17 protein-coding genes are annotated in these 23,292 nt (G+C 65.0%); 5 read left to right on the plus strand and 12 right to left on the minus strand.

Annotated elements, in window-relative coordinates; all coding sequences use genetic code 11:
• Window positions 1-107: 107 nt before the first annotated feature.
• Window positions 108-929 carry an IclR family transcriptional regulator gene (locus JL37_RS13270; protein WP_052097166.1) on the minus strand — a complete coding sequence of 274 codons (822 nt, stop codon included), beginning with the start codon at window positions 927-929 and terminating at the stop codon, window positions 108-110.
• Window positions 930-1,052: 123 nt separating this feature from the next.
• Here JL37_RS13270 and JL37_RS13275 point away from each other — a divergent pair, with 123 nt between their 5' ends.
• Both JL37_RS13275 and JL37_RS13280 read left to right on the plus strand, forming a co-directional pair.
• Complete coding sequence (locus JL37_RS13275) at window positions 1,053-2,234, plus strand: thiolase family protein (RefSeq protein WP_231570339.1); 1,182 nt, start codon at window positions 1,053-1,055, stop codon at window positions 2,232-2,234.
• Between the two features lie 14 nt (window positions 2,235-2,248).
• Entirely contained in the window at window positions 2,249-2,641 is a 393-nt protein-coding gene (locus tag JL37_RS13280) for a Zn-ribbon domain-containing OB-fold protein (RefSeq protein ID WP_043544949.1), read from the plus strand.
• Between the two features lie 94 nt (window positions 2,642-2,735).
• Here the strand turns inward: JL37_RS13280 and JL37_RS13285 are convergent, their stop codons facing one another.
• The 6 genes from JL37_RS13285 to JL37_RS13310 are packed head-to-tail and all read right to left on the minus strand — an operon-like array spanning window position 2,736 to window position 9,437.
• A complete protein-coding gene (locus JL37_RS13285) occupies window positions 2,736-3,926 on the minus strand; it encodes an iron-containing alcohol dehydrogenase (protein WP_043544613.1) in 1,191 nt (396 codons plus the stop codon).
• A gap of 16 nt (window positions 3,927-3,942) precedes the next feature.
• Window positions 3,943-5,127 (minus strand): acyl-CoA dehydrogenase family protein, encoded by a 1,185-nt coding sequence (locus tag JL37_RS13290; RefSeq protein WP_043544614.1) that lies wholly within the window; start codon window positions 5,125-5,127, stop codon window positions 3,943-3,945.
• Between the two features lie 24 nt (window positions 5,128-5,151).
• Complete coding sequence (locus JL37_RS13295) at window positions 5,152-5,928, minus strand: enoyl-CoA hydratase/isomerase family protein (protein ID WP_043544615.1); 777 nt, start codon at window positions 5,926-5,928, stop codon at window positions 5,152-5,154.
• A gap of 42 nt (window positions 5,929-5,970) precedes the next feature.
• Complete coding sequence (locus JL37_RS13300; RefSeq protein ID WP_043544616.1) at window positions 5,971-7,176, minus strand: CaiB/BaiF CoA-transferase family protein; 1,206 nt, start codon at window positions 7,174-7,176, stop codon at window positions 5,971-5,973.
• Complete coding sequence (locus JL37_RS13305; RefSeq protein WP_043544617.1) at window positions 7,173-8,411, minus strand: CaiB/BaiF CoA-transferase family protein; 1,239 nt, start codon at window positions 8,409-8,411, stop codon at window positions 7,173-7,175. Before JL37_RS13305 ends, JL37_RS13300 begins: the two co-directional genes overlap by 4 nt.
• A gap of 48 nt (window positions 8,412-8,459) precedes the next feature.
• A complete protein-coding gene (locus JL37_RS13310) occupies window positions 8,460-9,437 on the minus strand; it encodes a tripartite tricarboxylate transporter substrate binding protein (RefSeq protein ID WP_052097168.1) in 978 nt (325 codons plus the stop codon).
• A 291-nt stretch (window positions 9,438-9,728) separates the two neighbouring features.
• Between JL37_RS13310 and JL37_RS13315 the strand changes: the two genes are divergently transcribed.
• Window positions 9,729-10,748 carry a D-2-hydroxyacid dehydrogenase gene (locus tag JL37_RS13315; RefSeq protein WP_052097170.1) on the plus strand — a complete coding sequence of 340 codons (1,020 nt, stop codon included), beginning with the start codon at window positions 9,729-9,731 and terminating at the stop codon, window positions 10,746-10,748.
• A gap of 86 nt (window positions 10,749-10,834) precedes the next feature.
• Here JL37_RS13315 and JL37_RS13320 read toward each other — a convergent pair whose 3' ends face one another.
• The 3 genes from JL37_RS13320 to JL37_RS13330 form a co-directional block, all read right to left on the minus strand.
• Complete coding sequence (locus JL37_RS13320; protein WP_052097173.1) at window positions 10,835-11,845, minus strand: tripartite tricarboxylate transporter substrate binding protein; 1,011 nt, start codon at window positions 11,843-11,845, stop codon at window positions 10,835-10,837.
• Between the two features lie 80 nt (window positions 11,846-11,925).
• Window positions 11,926-13,113 carry an acyl-CoA dehydrogenase family protein gene (locus tag JL37_RS13325; RefSeq protein WP_043544618.1) on the minus strand — a complete coding sequence of 396 codons (1,188 nt, stop codon included), beginning with the start codon at window positions 13,111-13,113 and terminating at the stop codon, window positions 11,926-11,928.
• Window positions 13,114-13,134: 21 nt separating this feature from the next.
• Complete coding sequence (locus tag JL37_RS13330) at window positions 13,135-14,496, minus strand: MmgE/PrpD family protein (RefSeq protein WP_052097174.1); 1,362 nt, start codon at window positions 14,494-14,496, stop codon at window positions 13,135-13,137.
• Between the two features lie 214 nt (window positions 14,497-14,710).
• On the opposite strand from JL37_RS13330, the gene JL37_RS13335 reads away from it, so the two are divergent.
• Both JL37_RS13335 and JL37_RS13340 read left to right on the plus strand, forming a co-directional pair.
• A complete protein-coding gene (locus JL37_RS13335; protein ID WP_043544619.1) occupies window positions 14,711-15,505 on the plus strand; it encodes an IclR family transcriptional regulator in 795 nt (264 codons plus the stop codon).
• Window positions 15,506-15,661: 156 nt separating this feature from the next.
• Window positions 15,662-19,027 carry an autotransporter outer membrane beta-barrel domain-containing protein gene (locus JL37_RS13340; RefSeq protein ID WP_052097177.1) on the plus strand — a complete coding sequence of 1,122 codons (3,366 nt, stop codon included), beginning with the start codon at window positions 15,662-15,664 and terminating at the stop codon, window positions 19,025-19,027.
• A gap of 21 nt (window positions 19,028-19,048) precedes the next feature.
• Here the strand turns inward: JL37_RS13340 and JL37_RS29730 are convergent, their stop codons facing one another.
• Both JL37_RS29730 and JL37_RS13350 read right to left on the minus strand, forming a co-directional pair.
• Complete coding sequence (locus JL37_RS29730; protein WP_156124303.1) at window positions 19,049-19,858, minus strand: hypothetical protein; 810 nt, start codon at window positions 19,856-19,858, stop codon at window positions 19,049-19,051.
• A gap of 165 nt (window positions 19,859-20,023) precedes the next feature.
• A complete protein-coding gene (locus JL37_RS13350) occupies window positions 20,024-23,245 on the minus strand; it encodes a hybrid sensor histidine kinase/response regulator (RefSeq protein ID WP_231570340.1) in 3,222 nt (1,073 codons plus the stop codon).
• Between the last annotated feature and the right edge of the window lie 47 nt (window positions 23,246-23,292).

Genomic DNA, 23,292 nt, shown 5'->3' on the forward strand with positions numbered 1-23,292 from the left:
CGGCACCAGCACCTTCATGCAATAGCTCCTTGCTCAAATGAACCCCAGGCCGCGATGCCGGCAGGGGGATGATTCCTCGACGCCGATACCGGCCGCCAACTGCGGGCTTACGCCTCGCCTTCTTTCGATTCCGCCTGCAGCTCGGCCTGGATATCGCGCAGCGTGTTGGTCAGTATCTCGATCTTCTCTCGGAGAAAACTGCCTGCCAGGCGCTTTCTCAAGGCCGAAATGCTCAATGCTCCGACGGGCAAGCCATGCCGGTCGAAGATCGGCATGGCCAGCGACAGGATTTCCTGCACTTCGAGCACTTCATTGATGAAGTAGCCCTTCTTGCGGGCATGCGCGATGTGCTCCCACATGGTGGCGACATCGAACCTTGGATAGTCGCGCTCCAGCCGCAGCTTGTTTGCCTGGTAGATGCGTTCGATCTCGTCATCCTCGAAGCAACTCAACAAGGCAACCGCGCCGCCGCCTACGTTCAAGGGCCGGTGCCGGCCGACGTCCGTAACGAAGGCCTTGACCGGGTACGCGCCTTCGGCGCGCGCCGCGCAGACGCCGTCGAAGCCTGACCGTATGGTCAGGAAGACCGTATCGCCCGTCGCTTCGGCCACCCGCTGCAGAAAGGGCAGGCAGACGTCCCGCAGGTCGAACTGCGGCGCCGCCGCCAAGCCCATTTCGTAGACCAGCGACCCCAGGAAGTACTTCTTGGTCCGGCTGTCCTGGCGGACCAGGCGTTCCGTGACCAGGGCCTGCAAGATCCTGTGCGCGGTCGGGCGCGAGAAATCGGCGGCCTTGTACAGATCCACCAGCCGCATTCCCGTGCGATTGTTCGTGGTGATCAGCGTCAGCAGCTTCGCGCAGCGATGGATCATCTGCGTGCCGGTGCGTCCCTCATCGATGACCGCATTATCGTCGAACCCTGCTTCCATTGCACTCTCCTGAATCTCACTTTGTAGACTTTCGCTTGTGGTCAAAACCCGCGAAGCGCCTAGATAATGGCGGAACAATATCCAGTTTTCAAAAAATAGTCCACATTGAGGGAGATTGATCAGGTGGCAACCGATACCTTGGACACCAGCACATCCGGCATTTCAGCCGTGGTGGGCATAGGCCACACCGATTGGGTGGAAGACTACAAGCGCGTGCGCAACGGCGAAAAGCCGCATGATTCCTATGGCTACGCGGCCCTGGCATTCAAGCGGGCGCTGGACGATGCCGGCATTTCGCGCGACGAGGTCGATGGCCTGATCGTCGGCCCCACGACGGCCTATGAGCGCATGGGAGAGATCCTGAACATCGATCCCCGCTGGGGCGGGCAGGCGGACGCCGTCCAGGCCGTGTTCCAGGCGGTCATGGCGATCAAGTCGGGCATGGCCGAAGTCGTGGCCCTGGTATACGGCAACGACCAGCGCTCGGCCGCGGTCCAGTACGGCGGGCCGGAAGCGATGGGCGGCGGGTCTTTCCTGTCGTACGTCTATCACAGCCCCTGGGGCCTGACGTCGCAGGGTGCGCTGTATGCGCTGATGTTCCAGCGCTACAAGCAACTGCACGGCATCGGCGACAGCGATCTCGGACAGGTTGCCGTGGGCCAGCGCCAATGGGCCAGCCTGAACCCGAACGCGATCATGCGCAACAAGCCGCTAAGTCTGGACGACTACCTTGCAGCGCCGTACATCGCCGAGCCGCTGCGTATGAACGACTACTGCCTCATCAATGACGGCGGTGTCGCGCTCATCATCATGGAAGCGAGCCGAGCACGGCGCCTTGCCAATAACAAGGCGGTGACCATCCACGGCCTGGGCCGCAGCGACCTCAACCATCACGCCACCAGCCTCGGGCCGCGCCTGATGGACTTCTATCTTCCGGCGCAACGCGGCGCGGCCGAGCAGGTATACGCAGCGGCGGGCGTGGGTCCCAAGGACATCGATGCCTTGATGGTGTACGACAGCTTCAGTCCTCACATCTTCTTCGCGCTGGAGGGCTTCGGCTTCTGCAATCCCGGCGAAGCGGCCAGGTTCATCGCCGACAACGGCATCGGCGTGGGCGGCAAGCTGCCCGTCAATACGCATGGCGGCCACATCTCGGAATCGTACATGCAGGGCTGGAACCACCAGATCGAGGCGGTGCGGCAGGCGCGGGGCAACGAGGGGAAGCGGCAAGTGCCTGACTGCCGCTTCGTGCAGTACGTATCGGACGTCGCTGGCAAGGCCATGTCCATTATTTATGGACAGTGAAGGAGGCCCGCACCATGAAAAAGAATCCCCGCTTGTACTCCCCCTATGACGCGCCCATGTGGGAAAGCATCGCCGAAGGCCGGATGAAGTTGCAGCGCTGCCCGGAATCCGGCGTATTCCGCTACCCGCCGGGTCCGATGTGTCCCGTCAGCCTCAGCATGGAGTATGAATGGACGCCCATCTCGGGCAACGCCAAGATCATCGCCTGGACGGTGTTCCATCGCCAGTACCTGCCGGCCTATCCCGCGCCTCACCTGGTGGTTGCGGTGCAGCTCGAGGAGGGCCCCATCATGGTGTCGTACATGGACCATGCCGACCTGGACAGGATCAAGCTGGATGCTCCGGTCAAGATGGTCTACGCCGATCATCCGGACGGCTACCGCGTGCCGAAATTCACGCTGAACTGAGGGCGCGCCAAACACAGGCCCGCCGCGCGTTTTGAACGCGTGGCGGGCTTTTTTTCGTCTGGAAGCCCAGGCTCTATTGCATGGCGCCGCGGGATCAGGCCGATTCCAGAAGAATGGCTTGAAGCCGATCCCGGTACAGGCTCAGTTCGCGCTTGCGATCGGCATTGAAATTGAACAGAGAAGAGGCCAGCGCCTGTTCGCGATCCTGCGCCGACACGCCTTCCAGCCGGTCGGGCAGGCCCAATTCCCGCGTCAGCGATTGCACCGCGTCGATCACGCGTTCGGGCCTGGCGGCATTCGCCGCGGGCAGACCCAACGCCACGCCCATCTGTTCGACGGCATCCGGGCACAGGTCCGCAAAATGCCGGATCGCGGAAGCCGTCATCAGTACGTGGGTGGCCCCCTGGTCCAGATGGGGGACGCAATTGAACAGGGCCGCGCCCAGGGCATAGACGGCACGGGCGATCCAGTGCGCGTCGAAGGGGCGGCCGCCGTCGTCTTCGTCCCGGTTCTGCAGCAGGGCCGCGGCGCACATGTCCAGGCGCGCCTGGACATCGTCGGGGTCCCGCAGGCGCGGCAAGGCGGCGCGCGACAAGGCATACGCGTGCAGGCGCGAAGCCTGGACCAGCGGATTGGCCTGGCGTACCGCTCCGATATTCATCAAGGCGCGCCAGTAGACGCCCAGCCCCGTCGACAACGCCAGGGAGGGCGGCGCGCTGGATAAGGCCTGGGTGTCCCAGAAGATCGCGGCGGGGCGGGTCTTGGGGTCGAAGAATTCCAGGCGCGGCCCCCCATTGCCGCGCCGCAGCGCGGCGCCGGCCCGGTGCTGGGCCGAGGTCGCGGCGGTCAGCACATTGAAGATCGGCGGCTTGGGCCGCCGCAGCCGGGGGCTCACGGGCGCGCCATGTTCCGGATACTGCGTGGCGAGCTGCGCGAGGTCTCCTCCTTCGCCCAGCGCCATGGCGATAACGCGCGTGCCCTTGAGGACGCTGCCCGCGCCGACGGCGACGAGCAGGTCGGCCTGGCACGCGGCGGCCTGCCGGACGGCCTCTTGCACGTCTTCCAGCGGAGCGTCCTTGCCCATGCGGGTGTATGCCCCCGCATAGCGATCGCCCAGCAGGTCGCGGATCCTGGCCAGCAGGGGCGTGCGCGTGGCCACGGAGTTGCCGCATACGACGAAGGCGCGTTGCGCGCCCAGCCGGGCGGCCTCGCGCGGCAACAGGCTCAGCGCGGCATCTCCCGAGTGAACGCGAACCGCGGGAGAAATGGAAGAGAATTCCGCCATGGCCGCCCCTTCTCCATCAAGCCGAGGGAATGCCGTTGCGCAGCAGTTCGCGCGCCACGACCCAGCGGTGCACTTCGCTCGGACCTTCCACGATGCGCATGACCCGGCACATCCGCGAGATGTATTCCAGCGGCAGTTCCTTCGATACTCCCATGCCGCCGAACAGCTGCATGGCGCGGTCGACCACCCGGGTAATCATCTCGGTTCCCTGCACCTTCACCATCGATCCATCGAGGCGGACGTCCTTGCCGGAGTCCATCTTCCAGGCCATCTGGTAGACCATCAGGCGGACCATCTCGATTTCCTGGTAGCTGTCCGAGATCCACCACTGCACGGCCTGCCGGTCGGCCAGCGGCGCGCCGAAAGTCTGGCGCGTATTGGCCTGCTCGATCATCATGCTCAGGCACCGCGTGGCCAGGCCCAGGCAGCGCGAGGCGATCTCAAGGCGGCGCACGCCCAGGCGCTTGGACAGGGGCGCGAAACCCGCGCCCACTTCGCCCAGCACCTGGCTGTCGTCCAGCTCGACGTTGTCGAAAACCACCTCGTAGGGGTGATATTCGCCGATCATCGGGAACGACGTCGGGATGCTCAGGCCTGGCGTGCCCTTGTCGACCAGGAATGCCGTGAATTTGGCGCGTTTGTCGGCCGCCGCGTCCGTCACGGCCATCACGATCATGAAATCGGCCCGGCGCGCGCCGCTGATCCACAACTTGGTGCCGTTGAGCACCCATTTGCCATTCTTGCGCTCGGCGCGCGTCTTGATGGCGGCGGCGTCGGAGCCCGCGCCGGGTTCCGACAGGGCCAGGCAGCTTTTCTTTTCGCCGCGCGAATACGGAAGCAGGTAACGGTCCACCTGATCGCCCTTGCACAATTCCTTGAGCATGAACAGATTCGGGCTTTCCGGCGGCAGCACGAACGGCACGATGCTGTTCTTGAGCTGCTCGATCACCAGGCACTTGGTCAGCATGCCCAGGTCCTGGCCGCCGAATTCCTCCGGCACGTCGATGCCCCAAAGGCCGATGCTGCGCGCCTTTTCCTGCAGCGTGGCTTCCAGCTCGGGCGGAATGAGGGCGGTGTCGGCAAAGCCGCGCTCGGCTTCGCGGCGGATGATCAATGCTTCGTGGGGAACCAGTTCCTCCTGGACGAAGCGCGCTACGGTATCGCGCACCATGCGCGACGAATCGGGTAATTCAAAATCCAATTTCTTCTCCTGGTGTTCTTTGGTCTAGCGGCCTTGGTAGACGGGCGGACGCTTCTCCTGGAAGGCGCGCCGTCCTTCGATGCGGTCTTCCGTGTCGCGCAGCAGGCCAAACACATAGCGTTCGTTGTCCAGCGCGGCCGGCAGGGGCATGTCGGCGCCGCTGGTAACCAGGCGCTTGATCGACCGCACCGACAAGGGCGCGTTCCGCGCAATGCGCAGCGCGATCTCGCGCGCCGTGGGCAGCAACTCCGCGCGGCTGACCACCTTGCTGACCAGGCCGGTGCGCAGGGCTTCGGCCGCATCCACGCGATCTCCGGTCAGCAGCATCAGCATCGCGTTGGATGCGCCGATCGCCCGCGGCAGGCGCTGCGTGCCGCCGGCGCCCGGGATGCTGCCGATGCGGACTTCGGACAGCGCGAAAATCGCGTTGTCCGAGGCGACGCGGATATCGCAGGCGAGCGCAAGCTCCATGCCGCCGCCCATCGCATAACCGTTGATGGCGCAGATCAGGGGCTTATCGGTATCCAGGCCTTCCAGCAGATGGTCGGAGTACGCGCGGCCGAACGTCAATTCGGCGAAGCTCTCCTTGGGAGGCATGGTCTTCTTCAGGTCGGAGCCGGTGCAAAAGGCCTTGTCCCCGGCGCCGGTCAGGATGGCGACTCGGATGTCGTCGTCCTCCTTGATGCGCTTCCAGGCCGCGTGCAGCTGGTTTCGCATTTCGGGGTCGATGCTGTTCATGGCCTCGGGGCGATTCAGGGTCAGCGTGGCGATATGGTCCTGGACGGCAATATCTAGTGCCATGGTCTATCCTCTTTGTGTATACGTTCAAATGGAGGCGCGGCCTCAGGCCAGCACGCCTTCCGCGCTCAATTTCTCGATCGCCGCATCGTCCAGCCCCAGCAGCTCCCGGCAGATTTCGGCTGTGTGCTGGCCCAGCAGCGGGGCGGGGGAAGACGGTTCGGAATACGCGTGCGAAAAGCGGTAGGGTGGCGAGTTATAGGTGCTGGGCCCCATTTCCGGATGGTTCAGCGTCACCCAGTGGCCGCGGGCGTCCAGTTGCGGGTCGTTCACCACGTCGCGGGCGTCGTAGACGGCCCCGGCCGGCACGCCGGCGTCCTGCAAGGCCTGCGTGAGGCCCGACATGTCTTGCGTTGCCGTGCGCTTCGCCACTTCGGCGTCGATGGCTTCGCGCTGCCGCAGTCTCCCTTGCATGGTGGCCCAATCGGCCTCTGCGGCAAGGCCCAGCACCGACGCCAGCCCTTGCCATTGGGCGTCGTCACAGACTTCGATGGCGATCCAGCGATCGTCTCCGGCGCAGGGATAGACGCCGCTGGGGGCATGGCCCGGCCTTGCATTGCCGTGGCGGGAGTCGATGGCGCCGTTGACCAGGTAGTTCATCAGGGAAGGCCCGATGAAGGCCAAGGTAGGCTCCATCTGCGCCAGGTCTATGAACTGGCCGCGTCCGGTCCGGCGCTGATGGCGCAGCGCCGCCAGGATGGCGAACGCCGTGTGGCCGGGATTGGGAATGTGGTCGGGATAGTTCGTGCCGGTTCCGGCAGGCTCGCGGTCGGGCAGGCCCGTCATGTGCTGTAACCCCGTCAGCGCGGCGATCGTCAGGCCGTAGCCCAGATCGGCCTTTTCGGGGCCCTCGGCCCCTTGCATGGACATCGAGGCATATACGATGCGTTCGGACAGGGACCGGACCACTTCGTAGCCCAATCCCAGCTTGTCCATCACCCCGGGAGTGAAATTGTTCGTCACCAGGTGGGCGTCGGCGATCAGGCGCCTGGCCATGTCCAGGCCGCGCGGATCCTTGACGTTCAATGTGATGCTGCGCTTGCTGGAATTGCGGTCCGCGAAATAGCCGCTGCGGTTGACGCCGGGCTTGCCGTCCTTGAACGGCTTCGTCACCCGCAGCGTATCCAGGCGCTGGGAGGATTCGATCTTGATCACGTCCGCGCCCAGGTCGGCCAGGATCTTGGTCGTATACGAACCCGCGCCTATCCACGAAAAATCGATGACGCGCACACCTGCCAATAATGATCTCATTGCACTGCTCCCTGCTGCCGCAGCGCCTGCTGCTGGTCCTGGGTGAATCCGGCCCAAGCCAGGACCTCCTGGGTATGTTCGCCAAGCTGAGGCGCCCGCTTGCGCAGCGCCCACGGCGTTTCGGATAACTTGTAGGGCGCTCCGGGCATGCGCAGCGTGGCGCCATGGGCGTCCGCCACGTCCACGAAGTACCCGCGGTATTCGCGTTGCGGGCTCTGGCAGATATCACGGGTATCGGAGATGGGCGCCAGGGGGATGCGGCGCTCGCGGCCCTTGGCGTGGAGCTCGGATTTCGTCAGCGAGCGCGCGAAGGGCGTGAAGATCGCGCCAAAGCGCTGCTTGGCCTCGTCCGTGACGAGAAACGCCTGGTCCAGCCAGCAAGGCTCGCGGAATTGTTCCGCGCCGGCCACGCCCTCGGCGATCAGCCAGTCGGTCGTTACGGCCCAGAACTTATTGCTGCCCACTCCGCCGGCCATCAGGTAGATATAACCATCGCGGCATTCGAAAACGCCGGTTCCCGCCAGGCGCTGCGTGCCCGCGTTGCGCTTGCGGATGGACCCTTCCAGGTCATAGAACTGGACCGCGTTCTCCATGCCCAGCACCACGCATTCCTGCATGGACACGTCGACGTGCTGCCCCGTGTTGCTGATCTCGGCGTCATATACCGCGGCCATCGAGGCCACGCCGGCGAAGACGTTGGCCGCGCCCACGGCCTGTTCGCCGCAAGCCACCATCGGCGCCGTGTCGGGATAGCCTGCCAGGTACATCATGCCGCCCATGCCCATGGCCGTGAGGTCGGTCGCCAGCCAGTGCGAGAACGGCCCTGACTGGCCGAACGCCGTAATGCTGGTCAGCGTCAGCGATGCATTGAGCTTGCTCAGCTCGGCAAAGCCCAGGCCGCGCCGGGCCATCACGCCAGGCTGTTCGCTTTCGATGACCAGGGAAGCCTGGCTGGCCAGCTTGCGGAATACTTCCTGGCCGGCTTCGGTATCCAGGTCCAGGGCGATGCTTTCCTTGTTCGTATTCTGGTACTGGAAGGTCAAGCTGGAGTCCGGGTCGTTCCGGCTGGCGATCCGAGGCTCGATGTGCCGGGTAGGCGCGCCTCCAGGGGGTTCGACCAGGATGACCCGGGCCCCCAGGTCAGCAAACAGCTTGCCGCAGTAATTCCCCAGGGGGCCCGCGACGTCAAGTACGGTGATGCCCGCCAGCGCGGCGGCATTTGGCGTCGATGTCATGTGATGTGTCCAGCTATGCGGAGGTCTTGCTTAAAGGCGTGGAAAAAATCATTGAACGTGGTAGATGCCGGCCTTCTTGGCGACGTCCGCCCATTTCTTGAGGTTGTCCTGGATGTTCTTGCGCTGTTCTTCAGGCGAGCTCGCGACGACGTCGTAGCCCAGCTCTTCGAGTTGCGTCTGGCGCTTCTTCAGGGACCTGACGATGGCCGCGCTGAGCGTTTCGACGATCTTCGGATCGGCGTTGGCGGGCATGTTGAAGCCGTACCAGGTATCGGAGTCGTAGCCCTTGAGGCCGATTTCGTCCAGGGTGGGGATGTTGGGGAACTGCTTGTTGCGCTGCGGGCTGCCGATGGCCAGGATGCGGATTTTCCCGGCGTCGACGAGTTGCTTGGCCGAGGCCGACTGGACGAACATCATGCTGATCTGGCCGCCCAGCAGGTCCGTCATGGCGGGTTCGCCGCCACGGTAGGGCACATGGAGAATGTTCACGCCGGCCATGCTTTTCAGCAGTTCGCCCGCCATGTGCTGGGAGCTGCCCAGGCCGGCCGATCCATAGCTCAGGCCTTCTGGGTTCGCCTTGGCGTGGGCGATCAGTTCCTGGGCCGTCTTGAAGGGGGAGTCCGAGCGCACGACCAGCACGATAGGCGCATTGACGGCGATCGACAGCGGCGTGAAGTCCTTGAGCGAGTCGTAGTTCAGCTTTTTGTAGATGGCGGGATTGACGGCCATGATGCCGTCGGTCGTAAAGCCGAACGTATAGCCGTCGGCAGGCTGGCGGCGCAGGAAGTCGGCGGCGATCGTTCCGCCCGCTCCGGGCCGGTTCTCGATGATCACCGGCTTCTTGAATTCCTCGCCCAGGTCCTTGCCCACCATGCGCGCGAGAGAGTCCGTGCTGGCGCCGGCGACGTACGGCACGATCAGTTTGATCGGTTCGGCGGGATAGGCGTCGGCCGCGGCCGCCTGGGCGGCGGATGCCAGGCAAACCGTTCCGAACAAAAGTTTCATCCAGTGCTTGATGGAAAACATCAATGTCTCCTGTTTTTTTGTTGAATTCACAAATGGACTGCTTATGACGATTGCACGCTCAGGCGCGAGCCGCGAAGCGTATAGATGTTAGGTAGACATCAACACACAAGCAATGTCTAAAAGACCACGATATGAACTAACAGACAAACGTTTTAGAAGAAACTCAGGAGAGGCGTGATTCGTTAATCTCACATAGCAGACTAAATTGGCGGGCGGCGTATGGACGTCGGATGGGGTCCTCGCTCAGAATCGATGGCTTCCCGCAACAGAACTTCCATCACGGAAACAGACATGTCGAAGCCCGTTCTCCCCTCGAAAGCCCGCGTGCTGGTTTCCGCGCACATCAAACGACAGGGAGGGGAGGCGATTGCCGGGCTGGCCGCCTCCAACGGCAGCGAGGTAACGCTCGTCGCGGCCGCGCCCGGCCTCGGCGCCCAAGAGCTGGACGGCATCGACGCGGCCTTTTTCAGCCGGGATATCCACGCCATGCCCGGACGTCCGCCCTCCAATGAAGAAACCCGCTCTTTCTTCCGCCTGCTGGATGCGTGCCCGAACCTGAAGTGGCTGCACATTTTTTCCGCGGGCTCGGACGGAAATGCATACCGGAAGCTCCAGGCCCGGGGCGTGGCGGTATCCACCAGTCCGGCCGCGAGCGGCAAGGCGGTGGCCACCAGCGCCCTGGCGGGCATCCTGGCACTGAACAAACGGCTGCCTTGGCACTATGCCAATCAACAGGCGCGGGCGTGGCGGGCCATGCCGGACGAGCTCAGTCCTCTGCCGCTGGACCGTCAGACCGCGGTGCTCGTCGGCACGGGGCACGTCGGCACGGTGCTGGCCACGTGCCTGCAGGCGCTGGGCATGCGCACGATCGGCGTCAACCGCAGCGGCAAGGCGGTCGAGGGTTTCGACGAAACCATGCCGCTGGGACAGCTGGACGGCCTCATCGGCTTGGCGGACTGGCTGGTCATCTGCTGCCCCTTGACGGATGAAACGCGTAACCTCGTCGATGCCGGTAGGCTGGCTGGGCTGAGGCGCGAGGCGCACCTCGTCAACGTGGGACGAGGCGGCATTGTGGACGAATCCGCGCTGATCGCAGCGCTGCGCGCGAAGCGCATCGCGGGCGCCTATCTCGACGTCTTCGAGAACGAGCCGTTGCCGGCCGAATCCGAAATCTGGACGCTGGACAACGTCATCGCCACGCCGCATTCCGCCGCCCGGATTTCGGATTTCAACGACCGGGTATTTGCTTGCTTTCTCGACAACCTGAGGCGCTGGCTGGCCGGCCGGCCGCTGGCGAACATCGCGGGGTGAGCCGGGGCCGCCGCAACGCGGCTGCCCGGCCACCCTTGGCGGCCAGGAACGCAGGGGGCGAAAAGCACGGCCGTCCCGGCACCGGTTCAATGGTCCAGCGAGATGTTCTTGAGCTTGATCACTTCGGCCCACATCTTCCGGTCGGCCTGGATCAGCGACGCATAATCCTGCGGGCTGCTCTTCTGGGGAAGCACGAATCCCAGATCGCTGAACTTCTGGCGGAACGCCGGATCGGCCAAGGCCTTGTTCATCGCGCCCGACAAGGTGGAGATGCGGTCGGCCGGCGTTGCGGCGGGCGCCATGAATCCATAGCGGACCGTCACGACGAAGTTCGGATAGCCGAGTTCCGCGAAGGTCGGAACATCCGGCAGCAAGGCCAGCCTTTCCTTGGACGCAACGGCCAGGGCGCGCACATTGCCAGCCTTGATCTGCGGCAGCGCCGATCCGACCACGCCGAACAGCGCCTGCACCTCCTTGGACACCAGCGCCTGCATGGCGGGCGCCCCGCCCTTGTAGGGCACGTGGGTCATCTGCACGCCGGCCATCTGGTTGAACAGCTCGCCCGAGAGGTGGAACGTGCCGCCGGTGCCCGTGGACGAGAAGTTCAGCTTCCCCGGATGCGCGCGCGCATACTCCACGAACTCCTTGAGATTCTTCACGGGCAGCGATGCGTTGATCAGCATCACCAGCGGCAAGTCGCTCACCAGCCCGATGGGAGTCAGGTCCTTGTCCGGGTCGTAGGACAGTTTCTTGTACAGCAAGGGATTCAGGACCGCCGTGGAGTCGGATGCCAGCATGAACGAATATCCGTCGGGTTTGGACCGTGAGACATGGAGCGCGGCAATAATGCCGTTCCCTCCGGTCCTGTTTTCCACCACGACGGTCGAATCCAGTTCGCGCGCCATGCGTTCGCCCATGGCGCGCGAGATCAGGTCCGTCGTTGCGCCCGGTTCGTAGGGCACGGTCAACGTTATGGGACGGCTGGGGAAGGTATCGGCGACTGCCGTTGCCGCGTACCCATATCCGAGCATCACCCCGGCGGCCAGACCCACCAGCCGCCGAATCCCCCTGGATTGCCAGGACCACTTCTTATGCATTGTTGTCTCCTTCAAAGCGTGGCCGCCGCATGCCTCCGCCGCGGAAGGCCACAAAAAAGCCACCAGGCGAGGGGCCCGTTTTATTGTTGTGGAAGGCCGTTGCGCAGCAGGTCCCGCGCAATCACCCAGCGATGCACTTCGCTGGGCCCCTCGACGATGCGCAACACCCGGCACATGCGGGCGATGTATTCCAGCGGCAGTTCCTTGGACAGGCCCATGCCGCCGAAAAGCTGGATGGCCCGGTCGGCCACGCGCTGGATCAGCTCGGTGGCCTGCACCTTGACCATGGAGCCGTCGCGCCGGAAGTCGGCCACGCCCTGGTCGATCTTCCAGGCGAGCCGATGGATCAGCAGGCGGACCATTTCGATTTCCTGGTAGGTGTCGGAAATCCACCATTGGATCGCCTGCTTGTCCGCAAGGGGAGATCCGAAAGTCTGGCGCGTGTTGGCCTGTTCGATCATCATTTCCAGGCACCGGCTGGCCAGCCCCACGCAACGCGAAGCGATATCCAGGCGGCGTATGCCCAGCCGGTTGGTGAGCGGCACGAATATGTTCCCCACTTCACCCAGGACCTGGCTGTCTTCCAGCTCCACCTCATCGAAGAACACCTGATAAGGATGGAATTCGCCGATCATGGGATAGGAAACGGGGATGCTTACGCCGGGAGTCCCTTTGTCGACCAGGAATGCCGTCATGCCGCCCCGCGATCCGAGCTTGGGATCCGTGACCGCCACGACGATCATGAAATCGGCGCGGCGGGCATGGCTGATCCACATCTTGGCGCCATTGAGCACCCATTTCCCATTCTTCCGCTCTGCCCGCATCTTGATGTTGGCCGCATCGGAGCCGGCGCCGGCCTCCGACAGCGCGATGCAGCTCTTTTTCTCGCCGTTGGCGTAAGGCAGCAGGTACTTGTCGATCTGCGGCCCTTTGCACAGCGCTTTCAACAGATGGAGATTGGGGCTGTCGGGGGGCGGAACGAAAGGCACGATCGAATGCTTGAGCTGTTCGATCACCACGCACTTCGCCAGCATGCCGAATTCCTGGCCGCCGAATTCCTCGGGCACGTCTATGCCCCACAGGCCCACCTCGCGCGCCTTTTGCTGAAGCGTGGCTTCCAGCTCGGGCGGAATCAACGGATCGTCTCCCATGCCGCGCTCGGCTTCGCGCCGGATGATCAGGGCCTCATGCGGGATGAGTTCGCGCTGGGTAAAGTTCCGGACCGTGTCTTGAATCATCCGGGTGGTGTCGGGCAACGTGAAATCCATATCTGTTCCTAGCTCCATGCCTCATGCTTGAATTTGGTCTTCCTGGCGTCCGATCGAGAGAAAATCCTCGATCCGAGCCTGCGGGCCCGAGGCGATCGCCAGCTGCGCGGCCACATCTGCCTGCATGCCGGCCCAGCCGTAGCAGTCCGTGGCCTTGGCCATGAGCGCCTCGTCCGTCAGGGGCAGGGCCGCCGAGCCGCGCAATGCGTCGACCTTGCGCTCGATACGCTTGCCGTCGCGGGTATGCAGGCGCACCAGCGCCCAGCGCGGAAGGATCGAGTCGCCTTGCGTGCTGCGTCCTTGCACATGGGGCAGGAACTCCTGGATCGCCGGGCGCTGCACGCTCTCGTCCGTGAAGGTGGCCAGGCCGATATGGCCATCCAGCAGCGCGGCGGCAACCGCGTATTCCAGGCTGAACTTGCCCTGCAGCCCCGTCGTCGGCCGGTGATGGATAAGCGGAACCAGCGCGCCGGGGCTGGTTTCGATTTCCACGCGCTCCACCTCCGGCAGCGCGATGCCAAGCTCGGCATGCAGGTCCAGCAGGCCGTCCAGGGCCCTGTGGGTCGCATAGCACAAGGGATATTTCTTGACTTCCAATCCGCTCGAGGCCAGTTCCAGCGGGGCCTCGCCCAGCGCCGCCAGCGCCGCCGAGAGATTCTGCCCTTGCCCGTAGAGCGCGGCGTAGCCTTGCTGGGCGTCCATGGCGTCGGGCGACGAGGTGAAGCCCGCCTGCGCCAGCCGGGCGGCGCGTATCGCCGCTGCGTTGGCATGGCCGGCCTGGAACGACTTCGCGTCCGAGCCGAAATTCGCGCGCGTGCCGGCCGCCTGGGCGACCGCGATGCCGATGGCGTGCGCGGTCTGTTCCGCGTCCAGCGCCAGCAGATGGGCGCACGCGGCCGCCGCGCCGATGATGCCGATGCTGGCGGTGACGTGCCAGCCTTTTGCGTAGGCGTCGACGGCGGCGGCCTTGGCCAGCTTGCACATCACCTCGAAGCCCACCACATAGGCGGATTGCAGCCGCCCCATGGCGATGCCGTCGGCCTGCGCCAAGGCGGTCAGCGCCGGCCACAGGACCACGCTGGGATGGCCTCGCAACGGCGAGGTCACGTCGTCGTAATCGAGCACATGGGCGGCTACGCCGTTGTAGAACGCCGCCGCTTCCGGCGCGGCGCGTCCGGCGCACCCCCACAACGACGCGCCGCTGCCGGCGCCCAGCGTTGCGAGATAGGCCAGGGCGCGCACAGAAGCGGGTTCGTTCTTGCCGGCAACGCCCACCGCATAGGTATCCAAGAGGGAGCGCGCGCAATCATGGCGCAGCGCCGGGGTCAGGGCTTCGGCGTCAAATGCCGCGGCGAATGCCCCAATCTGTTCAGAAGGCGTCATGCAGATCTTTCCTGGTGTCCAAGCCTTCGGCCGGTATCGGGCCGAGGCGTCTTCGTCATTCGCTCCGCGTACAGGCCCCACGAAGAAAGGCGCGGCGGCATATATCGCAGTAGTCCATAATTTGGACTACTTTGGACTGGCTAAGCATTTACTCTACCCAATACGAGCGGATAGGTCGCATAATTGCTCGGCCATAAGGTCCATATAGTGAAAAATGTCGAACCACACCGAGCGCGGCGCCAATAGTGGTACCCAGGTCCTGCAGCGGGCAGCCGCGCTGTTGCGCCTGATCACGGCGAACAACCGCCTGGGAATGCGCTTGACGGACCTGCACGCTTCGAGCGCCATAGAAAAGCCCACGGCCCACCGCATCCTGCAGGGGCTCATCGCCGAACAGATGGTCCGGCAGGACAATGCGAACAAGCGCTATTACCTGGGGCCGGCCATGTATGAAATGGGGCTGGTCGCGGCCCCCAGGGTTGCGTTGCGCGACATCTGCCTGCCTCATCTCCAGGCGATTGCGGAGCAGACCGGCGACACGGTATTCCTGACGATACGCTCGGGGTTCGATGGCTTATGCATCGATCGGGCCGAAGGCGGCTTTCCGATCAAGGCGTTCGTCCTGGACATAGGCCGGCGGAGGCCGTTGAACGTGGGCGGGGGCAGCCTGGCAATACTGTCGACGCTGCCCGAGGCCGAAATCCAGCGCATATGCAGCGCCAACGCCGATCGCGTCAAAGCGAACTTCCCACGCTACAACACCGCGGACCTGCTGCGCGACATTGCGGCGTCGCGCGCGCGCGGCTACGCCCTCAAGGATGTGCTGGAGATACCCGAGGTGCGTTCCGTCGCCGTGCCGATATGCAGGCAAGACGGGGAAGCCATCGCCGCCATCAGCGTAGCCACCCTCAAGGCGCGCCTGGACGATGCGCGCGCGGCCACCGTGGCGGGCTGCATCGCGCAGGCCGTCGCGCAAATAGAAAAGCGGCTGGGCGACGGGCACCCATGAATCTTTTTAAGAATATTCCTATGGTTTACGTCCTACGCGGCCAGCACCATGAAGGCTATTGCAACGTACTGCTACCATCCGGTGCGTAAATAGTCCACTTCAGGTTGTCCTGGATTTGTATGGGCCCGGCTCGGATGGGAGCCAAGGAAACCCTCCATGCAAATCAAGCTCAGCCCCATCATGATGGGCCTGCTCGCTGCTGCCCTGCCTTCGGCGCTCTGGGCGGCGGAGCGGGGCCAGGTCCTTGTTTCAGACCCCGCCGGCGCGACCCACGTCACGCTGGATCCCGGCGATACCGTCACCTACGCCGACACCGGCGCGGCGATTGACGTCTCCGGCGCCGGCAACACCGTGAGCGGCGGCCAGATCACGATCACGGCCGGTTCGGCATCGAAGAACACCGTGGGCGCGCGGGCGAAGTCGGGGGGATCCATCACGCTGACCAAGAGCGTCATCAAGACCCTGGGCACCGGCCAGTATGCCCACGCGCTGCACGCGCAGGGCGCGGGCAGCGTGATCGAGGCCACAGACGCCGAGATTTCGACGCAGGGCGGATACTCCTACGGCGCCTATGCAGAGAATGGCGGCAAGGTCATCCTGGACGGAGGAACCATCGCAACGGCCGCCCATGGCGCCTACGGGCTTGCCGCCGAGGGCGCGAGCGCCAGCGTCGCGGCCAGGAACCTGGGCATCACCACGACCGGTCTGAACACGCACGGCGTCCATGCGGGCAAGAACAGCACGGTCACGCTGGAAAACGTGAAGATCAAGACCAATCCCAGCGGCTATGGACACGGTTTGTACACCAGCGGCGCGGGATCGCTCATTTCGATTCGCGACACCGAGGTCGATGTCGGGTCCGGCATGGGCGTGCAGATGGATGGCGGGCGCTTCGAAATGGACGGAGGAGCGCTGCGCACCACGGGCGGATATGCCGTCATGCTCAGCGGGTTCTATGGCGCGCCGGCAGCCACTGCGACCATCCGCAACGCCACGCTCTCCGCCACTGGCGGCTACGTCTATGGCATCAATATCAATGGCGAGGGCACTTCGGCCACGCTCGAAAACGTTTCGGTTTCCGCCGCCGGCACCACCGGTGGCACCGGCGTCTGGCTGCCCGCCGTCGGCACCTCCCTGACGGCGCGGCGCTTCGACATCGCGGCATCCAATCTGGGCATCGACACACGCGCGGGAACGGTAATCCTGGAGGACGGCTCCGTGACGACGCAGCGCGGCAATGGTCATGCGCTCTATGCGTCGCGGGAGTATGGCAGCACTGCCACGGTCACGGGCAGGAACGTCAGGATCGAGACGTTCGGCAATAGCGCGGTAGGCGCGCTGGTCAGGGCCTCCGGCGCCGGAATATCGCTGGATGGCTCTTCCGTTACGACGCATGGCGAAGGAGCCTATGGCCTGTTCGCCAGCGGCAACGGCGCCTGGCTGTCCACGCTCAATACTTCCGTGACCACCGAAGGCGCTTCCGCCACCGGCTTGTCCATGAGCAACCGCGCCGAAGTCACGCTGGACAGCACCCGCATTTCTGTTTCCGGCGCCAATGCGCGCGGCATCTGGAGCTACACCACCAGCACGGGGGTCGACAACGCGGTCACGCTGAAGAACGGTACGCAAATCAGCACCCAGGACGGGGCCGGCTTGCTGGCCAGCGGCGGCGGCCATACGTTCACGATCGAGGATTCGGGCGTCACCGCGCGCGCGGGCGGCATGGAGGAGGGCGGCATGCTGCTGCATGGGCGCGCCGTCACCATCACCAGCGGCGGCGTTTCGACCGTCATCGAGACCGAGCAGGTCAAGCTGGATGCCACCAACTCCGTGCTGACGGGCGATATCGTCATGGAAAGCGGCATCGCCGACATCTCCCTGAAGAACGGTTCAGTACTGACGGGCGCCTCGCTCGAACGCGACGCCGGCCGGGTCAACAGCCTGTCGCTGGATGGCTCCAGCTTCTGGAACGTCCGTGGAGATTCGTCGCTGGGCACGCTGAACAACGCCGGCACCGTGGCTTTCTCCGCGCCGGCGGGCGGCGCCTTCAAGACGCTGACCGTCAACAACTACGCGGGCGGAGGAACGCTGGTGCTGAACACGCGCCTGGGAGACGACAGCTCGCCCACGGACCGGCTCGTGATCGACGGCGGTACGGCCTCCGGCAACACCGCGCTGCGCATACTGAACGCGGGCGGAACGGGCGGACAGACCCAGCAGGGCATCCGCGTGGTCGAGACTATCAATGGCGGCACCACGGCGTCGGACTCGTTCCGGCTGGACGCGGGGTCGACCGGCTACCGCTCCAGCTCCGCCACCCTGGCCTTGAACGGCTACGACTACAGCCTGGTGCGCGGCGGCAACGGCGGAGCGGAACCCGACTGGTACCTGACGTCGGAATACACGCCACCCGTGGAGCCGCCTGTAAAACCTCCCGTGGAGCCTCCGGTGACCCCTCCCGTCACGCCTCCCGTCACGCCGCCGGTCGGCCCCATCGCTCCGCCGGAAATCCTGCCTCCGCCGGTGGCGCCCGCTTTTCAGAACGTATCGCCGGAAAGCGGCGCCTACCTGGGCAACCAGCGCGCCAGCACCCGCCTGTTCACGCATAGCCTGCGCGACCGCGCATCGGCCTATCGCGGCGCGCCCGATGGGACGTCCGACGGCCGCGGCGTCTGGGCGCGGGCACAAGGCCGTCACGATGGCGGGATGAGCATGCGGCAGGGCCAGGTCGACATCGATACCGACAGCGGCATCCTGCAGCTGGGCGGCGATCTGCTGCGGGCGCCTCTCGGGCAGGGCGGCGCCGCGTACGCGGGTTTCATGGCGGGTTATGGCGAAGCGCGCACCCGGTCCATGTCCACGCTGATGCTGCCGGGTTCAGGCGCCAAGACGCACGCCCGGGCGCGCGGAAAGGTGTCGGGCTACTCGGTGGGCCTGTACGCGACGGTGTATCAGGATGACGCGAGCCGTCTGGGCGCTTACGCGGATACGTGGTTGCAGTACGGGCGCTATTCCAATCAGGTGAGCAGCGAACTGGGCTCCACGCGCTATCACTCCGATGTGTGGTCGGCGTCGCTGGAATCGGGCTATGCGCTGGCTCCCTTCCCCAAGGACTCCGCCCTGGGCGGCCTGGTGGTGGTGCCCAACGCGCAAGTGGTCTACAGCCGCTATGACGCGAACGACGCCACGCTCCAGGGCACGCGCATGCGCAGCGGCAGCGACAACGCCTGGACCACGCGGGTGGGGGTGCGCCTGACTCCAGGCGCGAAGCCCGGAGAGGCGGCGCCCGCGGTGCGCCCGTTCCTGGAAACCAACTGGCTGCACGGCAATGGAGATGCGTCGGTCCGTATGGGAAACAGCACGCTGGACGCGGTGCCGTCGCGTAATGCGCTGGAGCTCAAGCTGGGCGCGGAGGGCCAGGTCGGCAAGGCAGTGCAGGTGTCGGGCCACGTTTTTGGCCAGGCAGGCAATGATAGCCAGCGCGGCTACGGCGGCATGTTGAACGTGCGCTACAGCTGGTAGCGGCCCTTTGCGGCGGCCCCGCTAGGGATAGCGGGCGCCGACCCGGAACGTGCGCCAGTTGTCTCCGCCGAGGGTGAGCAGGGCCTTCAGGCTGCTTGAGCCCATCGGCGGAGACAGCACGCTGCCCAGGATGCGCAGGTCTGGAAACAAGCGCATCCAGTGCAGATCGTGAGCATGGTTCACGTTGGAAACCAGCAGGGGAAGCTTGGCGACTTCGGCGCGTTGCACCAGCTCGATGAACCGGCTGCGCAAGGAAGAGAATTCGGAAAAATCAGGGGGAGCCTTGACGTGCAGGCCCGTGACCTGCAAGGCGCCGTGCGCGCTTGGCCCGCCCCGGGCCATGGTGGGGGTCAGCCTGATGCGCAAGCCGATATTGAATTCAGCGTAGCAGGAGAACAGGTGCGACCGCGCATGCAGATGGGAAACCAGCGGTGCATGGAAGGTGACGAGCCTTGCGGGGTACGCGGCATTGGCGCCGAAGCGTTCTTCCTGCGCCGGGTTGGGGTTGGCGAGCAGTTCGGTTCCGTCCAGGGCCAGGCCGCTTGACGCGCACAGCTCCGCCGCGGACCAGCTTATGCTGGAAAGGTCGCCGCCGCAGTCCAGCGTAAAGGGTATGTGCTCGTGGAAAGAGCGAAAGAACGCAAAGGCTTCACGGGCGAGGCGCGCAGGCCGGCCGGGTATGTGGCGCCGCCACGCATGGCGGGGGCTGGCGACAGCGTACTCGAGCACCAGGCCGTCGGCGGAGAATATCGGTTGGAAGCTCAGCCCTTCCATGGCAGGGCCTGCCGGGGACTCCGCCGTGGCGGCATAGTGGTGCACTAGGGATTCCATTGATCGCATCTGCCAGCAACCGATCGGTTATGGATGATGCCGCGACCGCGGCACGCATGCGATACAGGAGGCTGAGCACGTGGGAAATGAAAATTCTAGTAACCGTGGGCTTGCCCTTCTATGGGAATATTCTCAATCTGGGGCCAGGCATGACGGCGCGCGGAGTCACACCGCCGCCAGCATGGCTTTCATGTCCGCGATCAGCGCCGCCAGGCTCTGTTGGGCCGCGGCGCTGAGGCCGTCATTGCGCAACTGGTTCTCCACGCGCTCGGACTGGTTCTGCAGCTCGGTGAGCTCTACCGCGGCCAGGCCGCCGCGCATGCGGTGCAGCACGGCGCGCAGGTCGCGTTCGCTTGCTTCGCCGGCCGCCTTTTCCAGCTTGTCCAGGTCCTGGTTCATGGTTTCCAGGAAAATCGCGCGATACCTGGCGGGGATGGAGGGCGCCTTGCCGGGGGCGGCAGGGGACGTCTCGGCCGCTTCGGCCGCCTGCGGAGAGGCGGCGGGCTGGGCCTGCGCATCGGCGTGGGGACGCAGGCGGCGCCATAGAGAGCGGAGTTCTATCGGCTTGACCAGCCAGCTGTTCATGCCGGCGGCCATGCAGCGCGTTTCCTCTTCCTTCATGGCATTGGCCGTCACGCCGATGATGGGCACGGTAACGCCTCGCGAGCGCAGCGTGCCAGCGAGATCGTAGCCGTTCATGCGCGGCATGTTCACGTCGGTCAGCACCAGATCGAAGGGCTCGATGCTCCACATGGCGAGCGCCTCGGCGCCGTCCGGAGCGATCACAACCCGGCAGCCCAGCTGTTCGAGCTGATCGCGGATGGTGACCTGGTTGATGGGGTTGTCCTCGGCCACCAGTACGCGCAGGTTCAGGGGCGTGTAGGCCGCCGGGCCGGAATCCTGCGGCTCTTCGGCGGCGCCGGACATCAGGCGCTCGATGGCCTGGCCGATGCCCAGCATAGAATGCCGGTCCGCTTGCGGGCGATGCTTGCCCAGCGTATCCGCGCCGCCCGCGACGATGAGCGGACCGGCCCACTCCGCGGGCCTGGCATGGCTGGTCAGGAGCACGTCGACAAGCACGCCGTCCAGGCCGCCGTCAGGGTAGGCATCGGCCGGCACGATCGTCGTGTGGGCTCCCCAGCCCGTCAGCCATTGGCAGATGTTCTCGCTCAATTCCTTGCGCGGGCTGCGCACGTGCACGTTGAGGCCTTGCAGTTGGGGCGGGTTGGAGGCGGGCGGCTCCGCTTTTTCCAGTTCGATCTCTACCGAAAAGCTGCTTCCCAGCCCCGGCTCGCTGGTGACATTGATCGTGCTGCCCATGAGCTCCGCCAATTTGGCGCAGATGGACAGACCGATGCCGGCCCCCCGGATGGTGTGAGAGCCGCTGTCGATCTGGTAGAAGGGTTCGAACAGGCGGACCTGCTCTGCGGGGCCGATGCCCACGCCGCTATCGACCACCTGCAGGCCGAGCCGTGCCTTGCCGCCGGGAATCTCCTCGGCCCGCAGCCGGGCAATGACGTGGCCGGATTCCGTGAACTTGATGGCATTGCTCAGGAGGTTGCTGAGGATCTGGCGTATCCGACCGCCGTCGCCTTTCACGCATTCCGGCACCGCCGTGTCGACACAGCTGTAGATGATCAGGTCTTTCTGTTCGGCCATGCTGGCATAGGACGCCACCGTGCCCTGGAAGAGTTCGCGCGGGTCGAAGGTGTCGATTTCCAGGGCCAGCTGGCCGGACTCGATCTTGGTGATGTCGAGGATGTCGCTGATCAGTTGCTGGAGGATCACGGAGGAAGTCTGTATGCGGTCGACGTGACGCCGCTGCTCTTCGCTCAGAGGCGTCATGGCCAGCACCTCCAGCGTGCCGAGCACGCCGTACAACGGGGTGCGGATCTCGTGGCTCATCGTGGCCAGGAAAGTGGATTTCGCCTCGCTGGCCTTGTCGGCCTGCTCCTTGGCCAGGGCCAGGGTGCGCTCCATTTCGGCGCGCGCGCTGATATCGGCGAAGGCGCACAGCACCACGTCCTGCTTTTTGTAGCGGGTAGGCGCGAAGGTGACGAACAGCGGTCGGCCGTCGTAGGCGAGAAAGGTCTCGATGGTGCCGGCCGCGCCGGATCCCAGCGCCTGGCGCAGCAACTGGTTGGCGTCGGGCGAGTTGTGCAGTTCGCCGCCCGGCTCGATGCCCAGCCATTGGGAGGCCAGCGCGTTGCTGAACACTACTTTTCCGTCGGGGCGGGACAGCACGCAGAGCGCGACGGGGGCCGTGCCCAGCACCGCGCGGTTGAATTCCTCGTTTTCGACGATCTCGCGATGCGCCGCCTCGGCGGGCTGGAGGACCCGCCGGTTGTACCAGCGCAGGTAGGCTGCGCTCAGGGCCAGGCCCAGGATGAGCAGCAGCAGGGCGCCGACGGGCAGCCACATGTTGGCGCCGAAGAAGCTGCCGTACGTCAGCTTGTAGTAGCCCGTCCAGGTTCCGGATCTATCGGTGATCTTGAGGACGAGGCCGTCGGAGAAGTAGTGCAGGCCGTCGCCCTCGGGCAGGGGCGGCGGGGTCTTGCCGATCAGCAAGCCGCTGCCTTGCCGGGCCAGCCAGAACTCGTCGTACAGGGGCTCGTTCAGGACTCTTTCGGAAATGTTGATGCGATCCCTGTTGAGCAGGGTCGCGGCGTAGACGTTGCGCCGGGTTTCCGGCGCCTCGTTCGCCAGGCCCAGGGGCAGGCTGCTGGGCATCATGCCTATCATGGCATTGGGCAGCTCCGGGTCCTGGATCCATTCGATCCGGCCCGGCGTATCGAGCCGCGATTCGTCCGGGTCCGCGCCGCCCGCCTTGGCCATGACCGCGTCGACCACGGTCATGAAGGCGCGGCGCGTGAGAGGCTCGTAGCCCGAGTCCGTGGCCACTGCGGGGACGCTGAGGCTCACCCCCTGGCTGGGCGAGATGACGAACACCGGCGCCGCGGGGAAATACGACGCGGCCCAGTGGCTGGAGTAGAAGTCGGACAGGTAGGGCCCGATGCCTTGGAAAACGCCATTGCTGACGGGGCAGGCGTCCGGCCGTTGGCAAAGCAGCGAGAACGGCATGGACGCCAGCGCGTGCTGGCCTTCGAAGAAGCGCCACGCTGGAGGATCGAACCCGGCGGCCTCGCTGACGCTGGTGGAAGACACCAGATCATGGGAGTCGGGCCGCCTCGTCTGCGTGTGCAGGACGCGCAGCATGCGCTCCTGCGCGTTGATGTAGCCGACGAGAATCGAGAAATCGATGCGGAATTTGTCTTCTTCTTCCTGCAGGATGCGCTGGCCGCCCCAGTACAGGGCGCCGGCCAGCACTATCACGAGCGGCAGGATGCCGAACAGCGCGGTATTCAAGCGGCGGGAAGCGCGCGTCACTTTTCTTAGCGGCGTATCCAGTTTCATAGATGATGTGGGCCGATCTC

This window comes from Achromobacter sp. RTa, assembly GCF_000757485.1.
GTDB lineage: Bacteria > Pseudomonadota > Gammaproteobacteria > Burkholderiales > Burkholderiaceae_B > Achromobacter.

Bases quoted from the DNA above. Each gene is read 5' to 3' on its own strand.
- JL37_RS13270 (WP_052097166.1), bottom strand. From the start codon at position 929: ATGGAAGCAGGGTTCGACGATAATGCGGTCATCGATGAGGGACGCACC.
- JL37_RS13280 (WP_043544949.1), top strand. From the start codon at position 2,249: ATGAAAAAGAATCCCCGCTTGTACTCCCCCTATGACGCGCCCATGTGG.
- JL37_RS13285 (WP_043544613.1), bottom strand. From the start codon at position 3,926: ATGGCGGAATTCTCTTCCATTTCTCCCGCGGTTCGCGTTCACTCGGGA.
- JL37_RS13295 (WP_043544615.1), bottom strand. From the start codon at position 5,928: ATGGCACTAGATATTGCCGTCCAGGACCATATCGCCACGCTGACCCTG.
- JL37_RS13300 (WP_043544616.1), bottom strand. From the start codon at position 7,176: ATGAGATCATTATTGGCAGGTGTGCGCGTCATCGATTTTTCGTGGATA.
- JL37_RS13305 (WP_043544617.1), bottom strand. From the start codon at position 8,411: ATGACATCGACGCCAAATGCCGCCGCGCTGGCGGGCATCACCGTACTT.
- JL37_RS13310 (WP_052097168.1), bottom strand. From the start codon at position 9,437: ATGTTTTCCATCAAGCACTGGATGAAACTTTTGTTCGGAACGGTTTGC.
- JL37_RS13315 (WP_052097170.1), top strand. From the start codon at position 9,729: ATGTCGAAGCCCGTTCTCCCCTCGAAAGCCCGCGTGCTGGTTTCCGCG.
- JL37_RS13320 (WP_052097173.1), bottom strand. From the start codon at position 11,845: ATGCATAAGAAGTGGTCCTGGCAATCCAGGGGGATTCGGCGGCTGGTG.
- JL37_RS13325 (WP_043544618.1), bottom strand. From the start codon at position 13,113: ATGGATTTCACGTTGCCCGACACCACCCGGATGATTCAAGACACGGTC.
- JL37_RS13330 (WP_052097174.1), bottom strand. From the start codon at position 14,496: ATGACGCCTTCTGAACAGATTGGGGCATTCGCCGCGGCATTTGACGCC.
- JL37_RS13335 (WP_043544619.1), top strand. From the start codon at position 14,711: ATGTCGAACCACACCGAGCGCGGCGCCAATAGTGGTACCCAGGTCCTG.
- JL37_RS13340 (WP_052097177.1), top strand. From the start codon at position 15,662: ATGCAAATCAAGCTCAGCCCCATCATGATGGGCCTGCTCGCTGCTGCC.
- JL37_RS29730 (WP_156124303.1), bottom strand. From the start codon at position 19,858: ATGGAATCCCTAGTGCACCACTATGCCGCCACGGCGGAGTCCCCGGCA.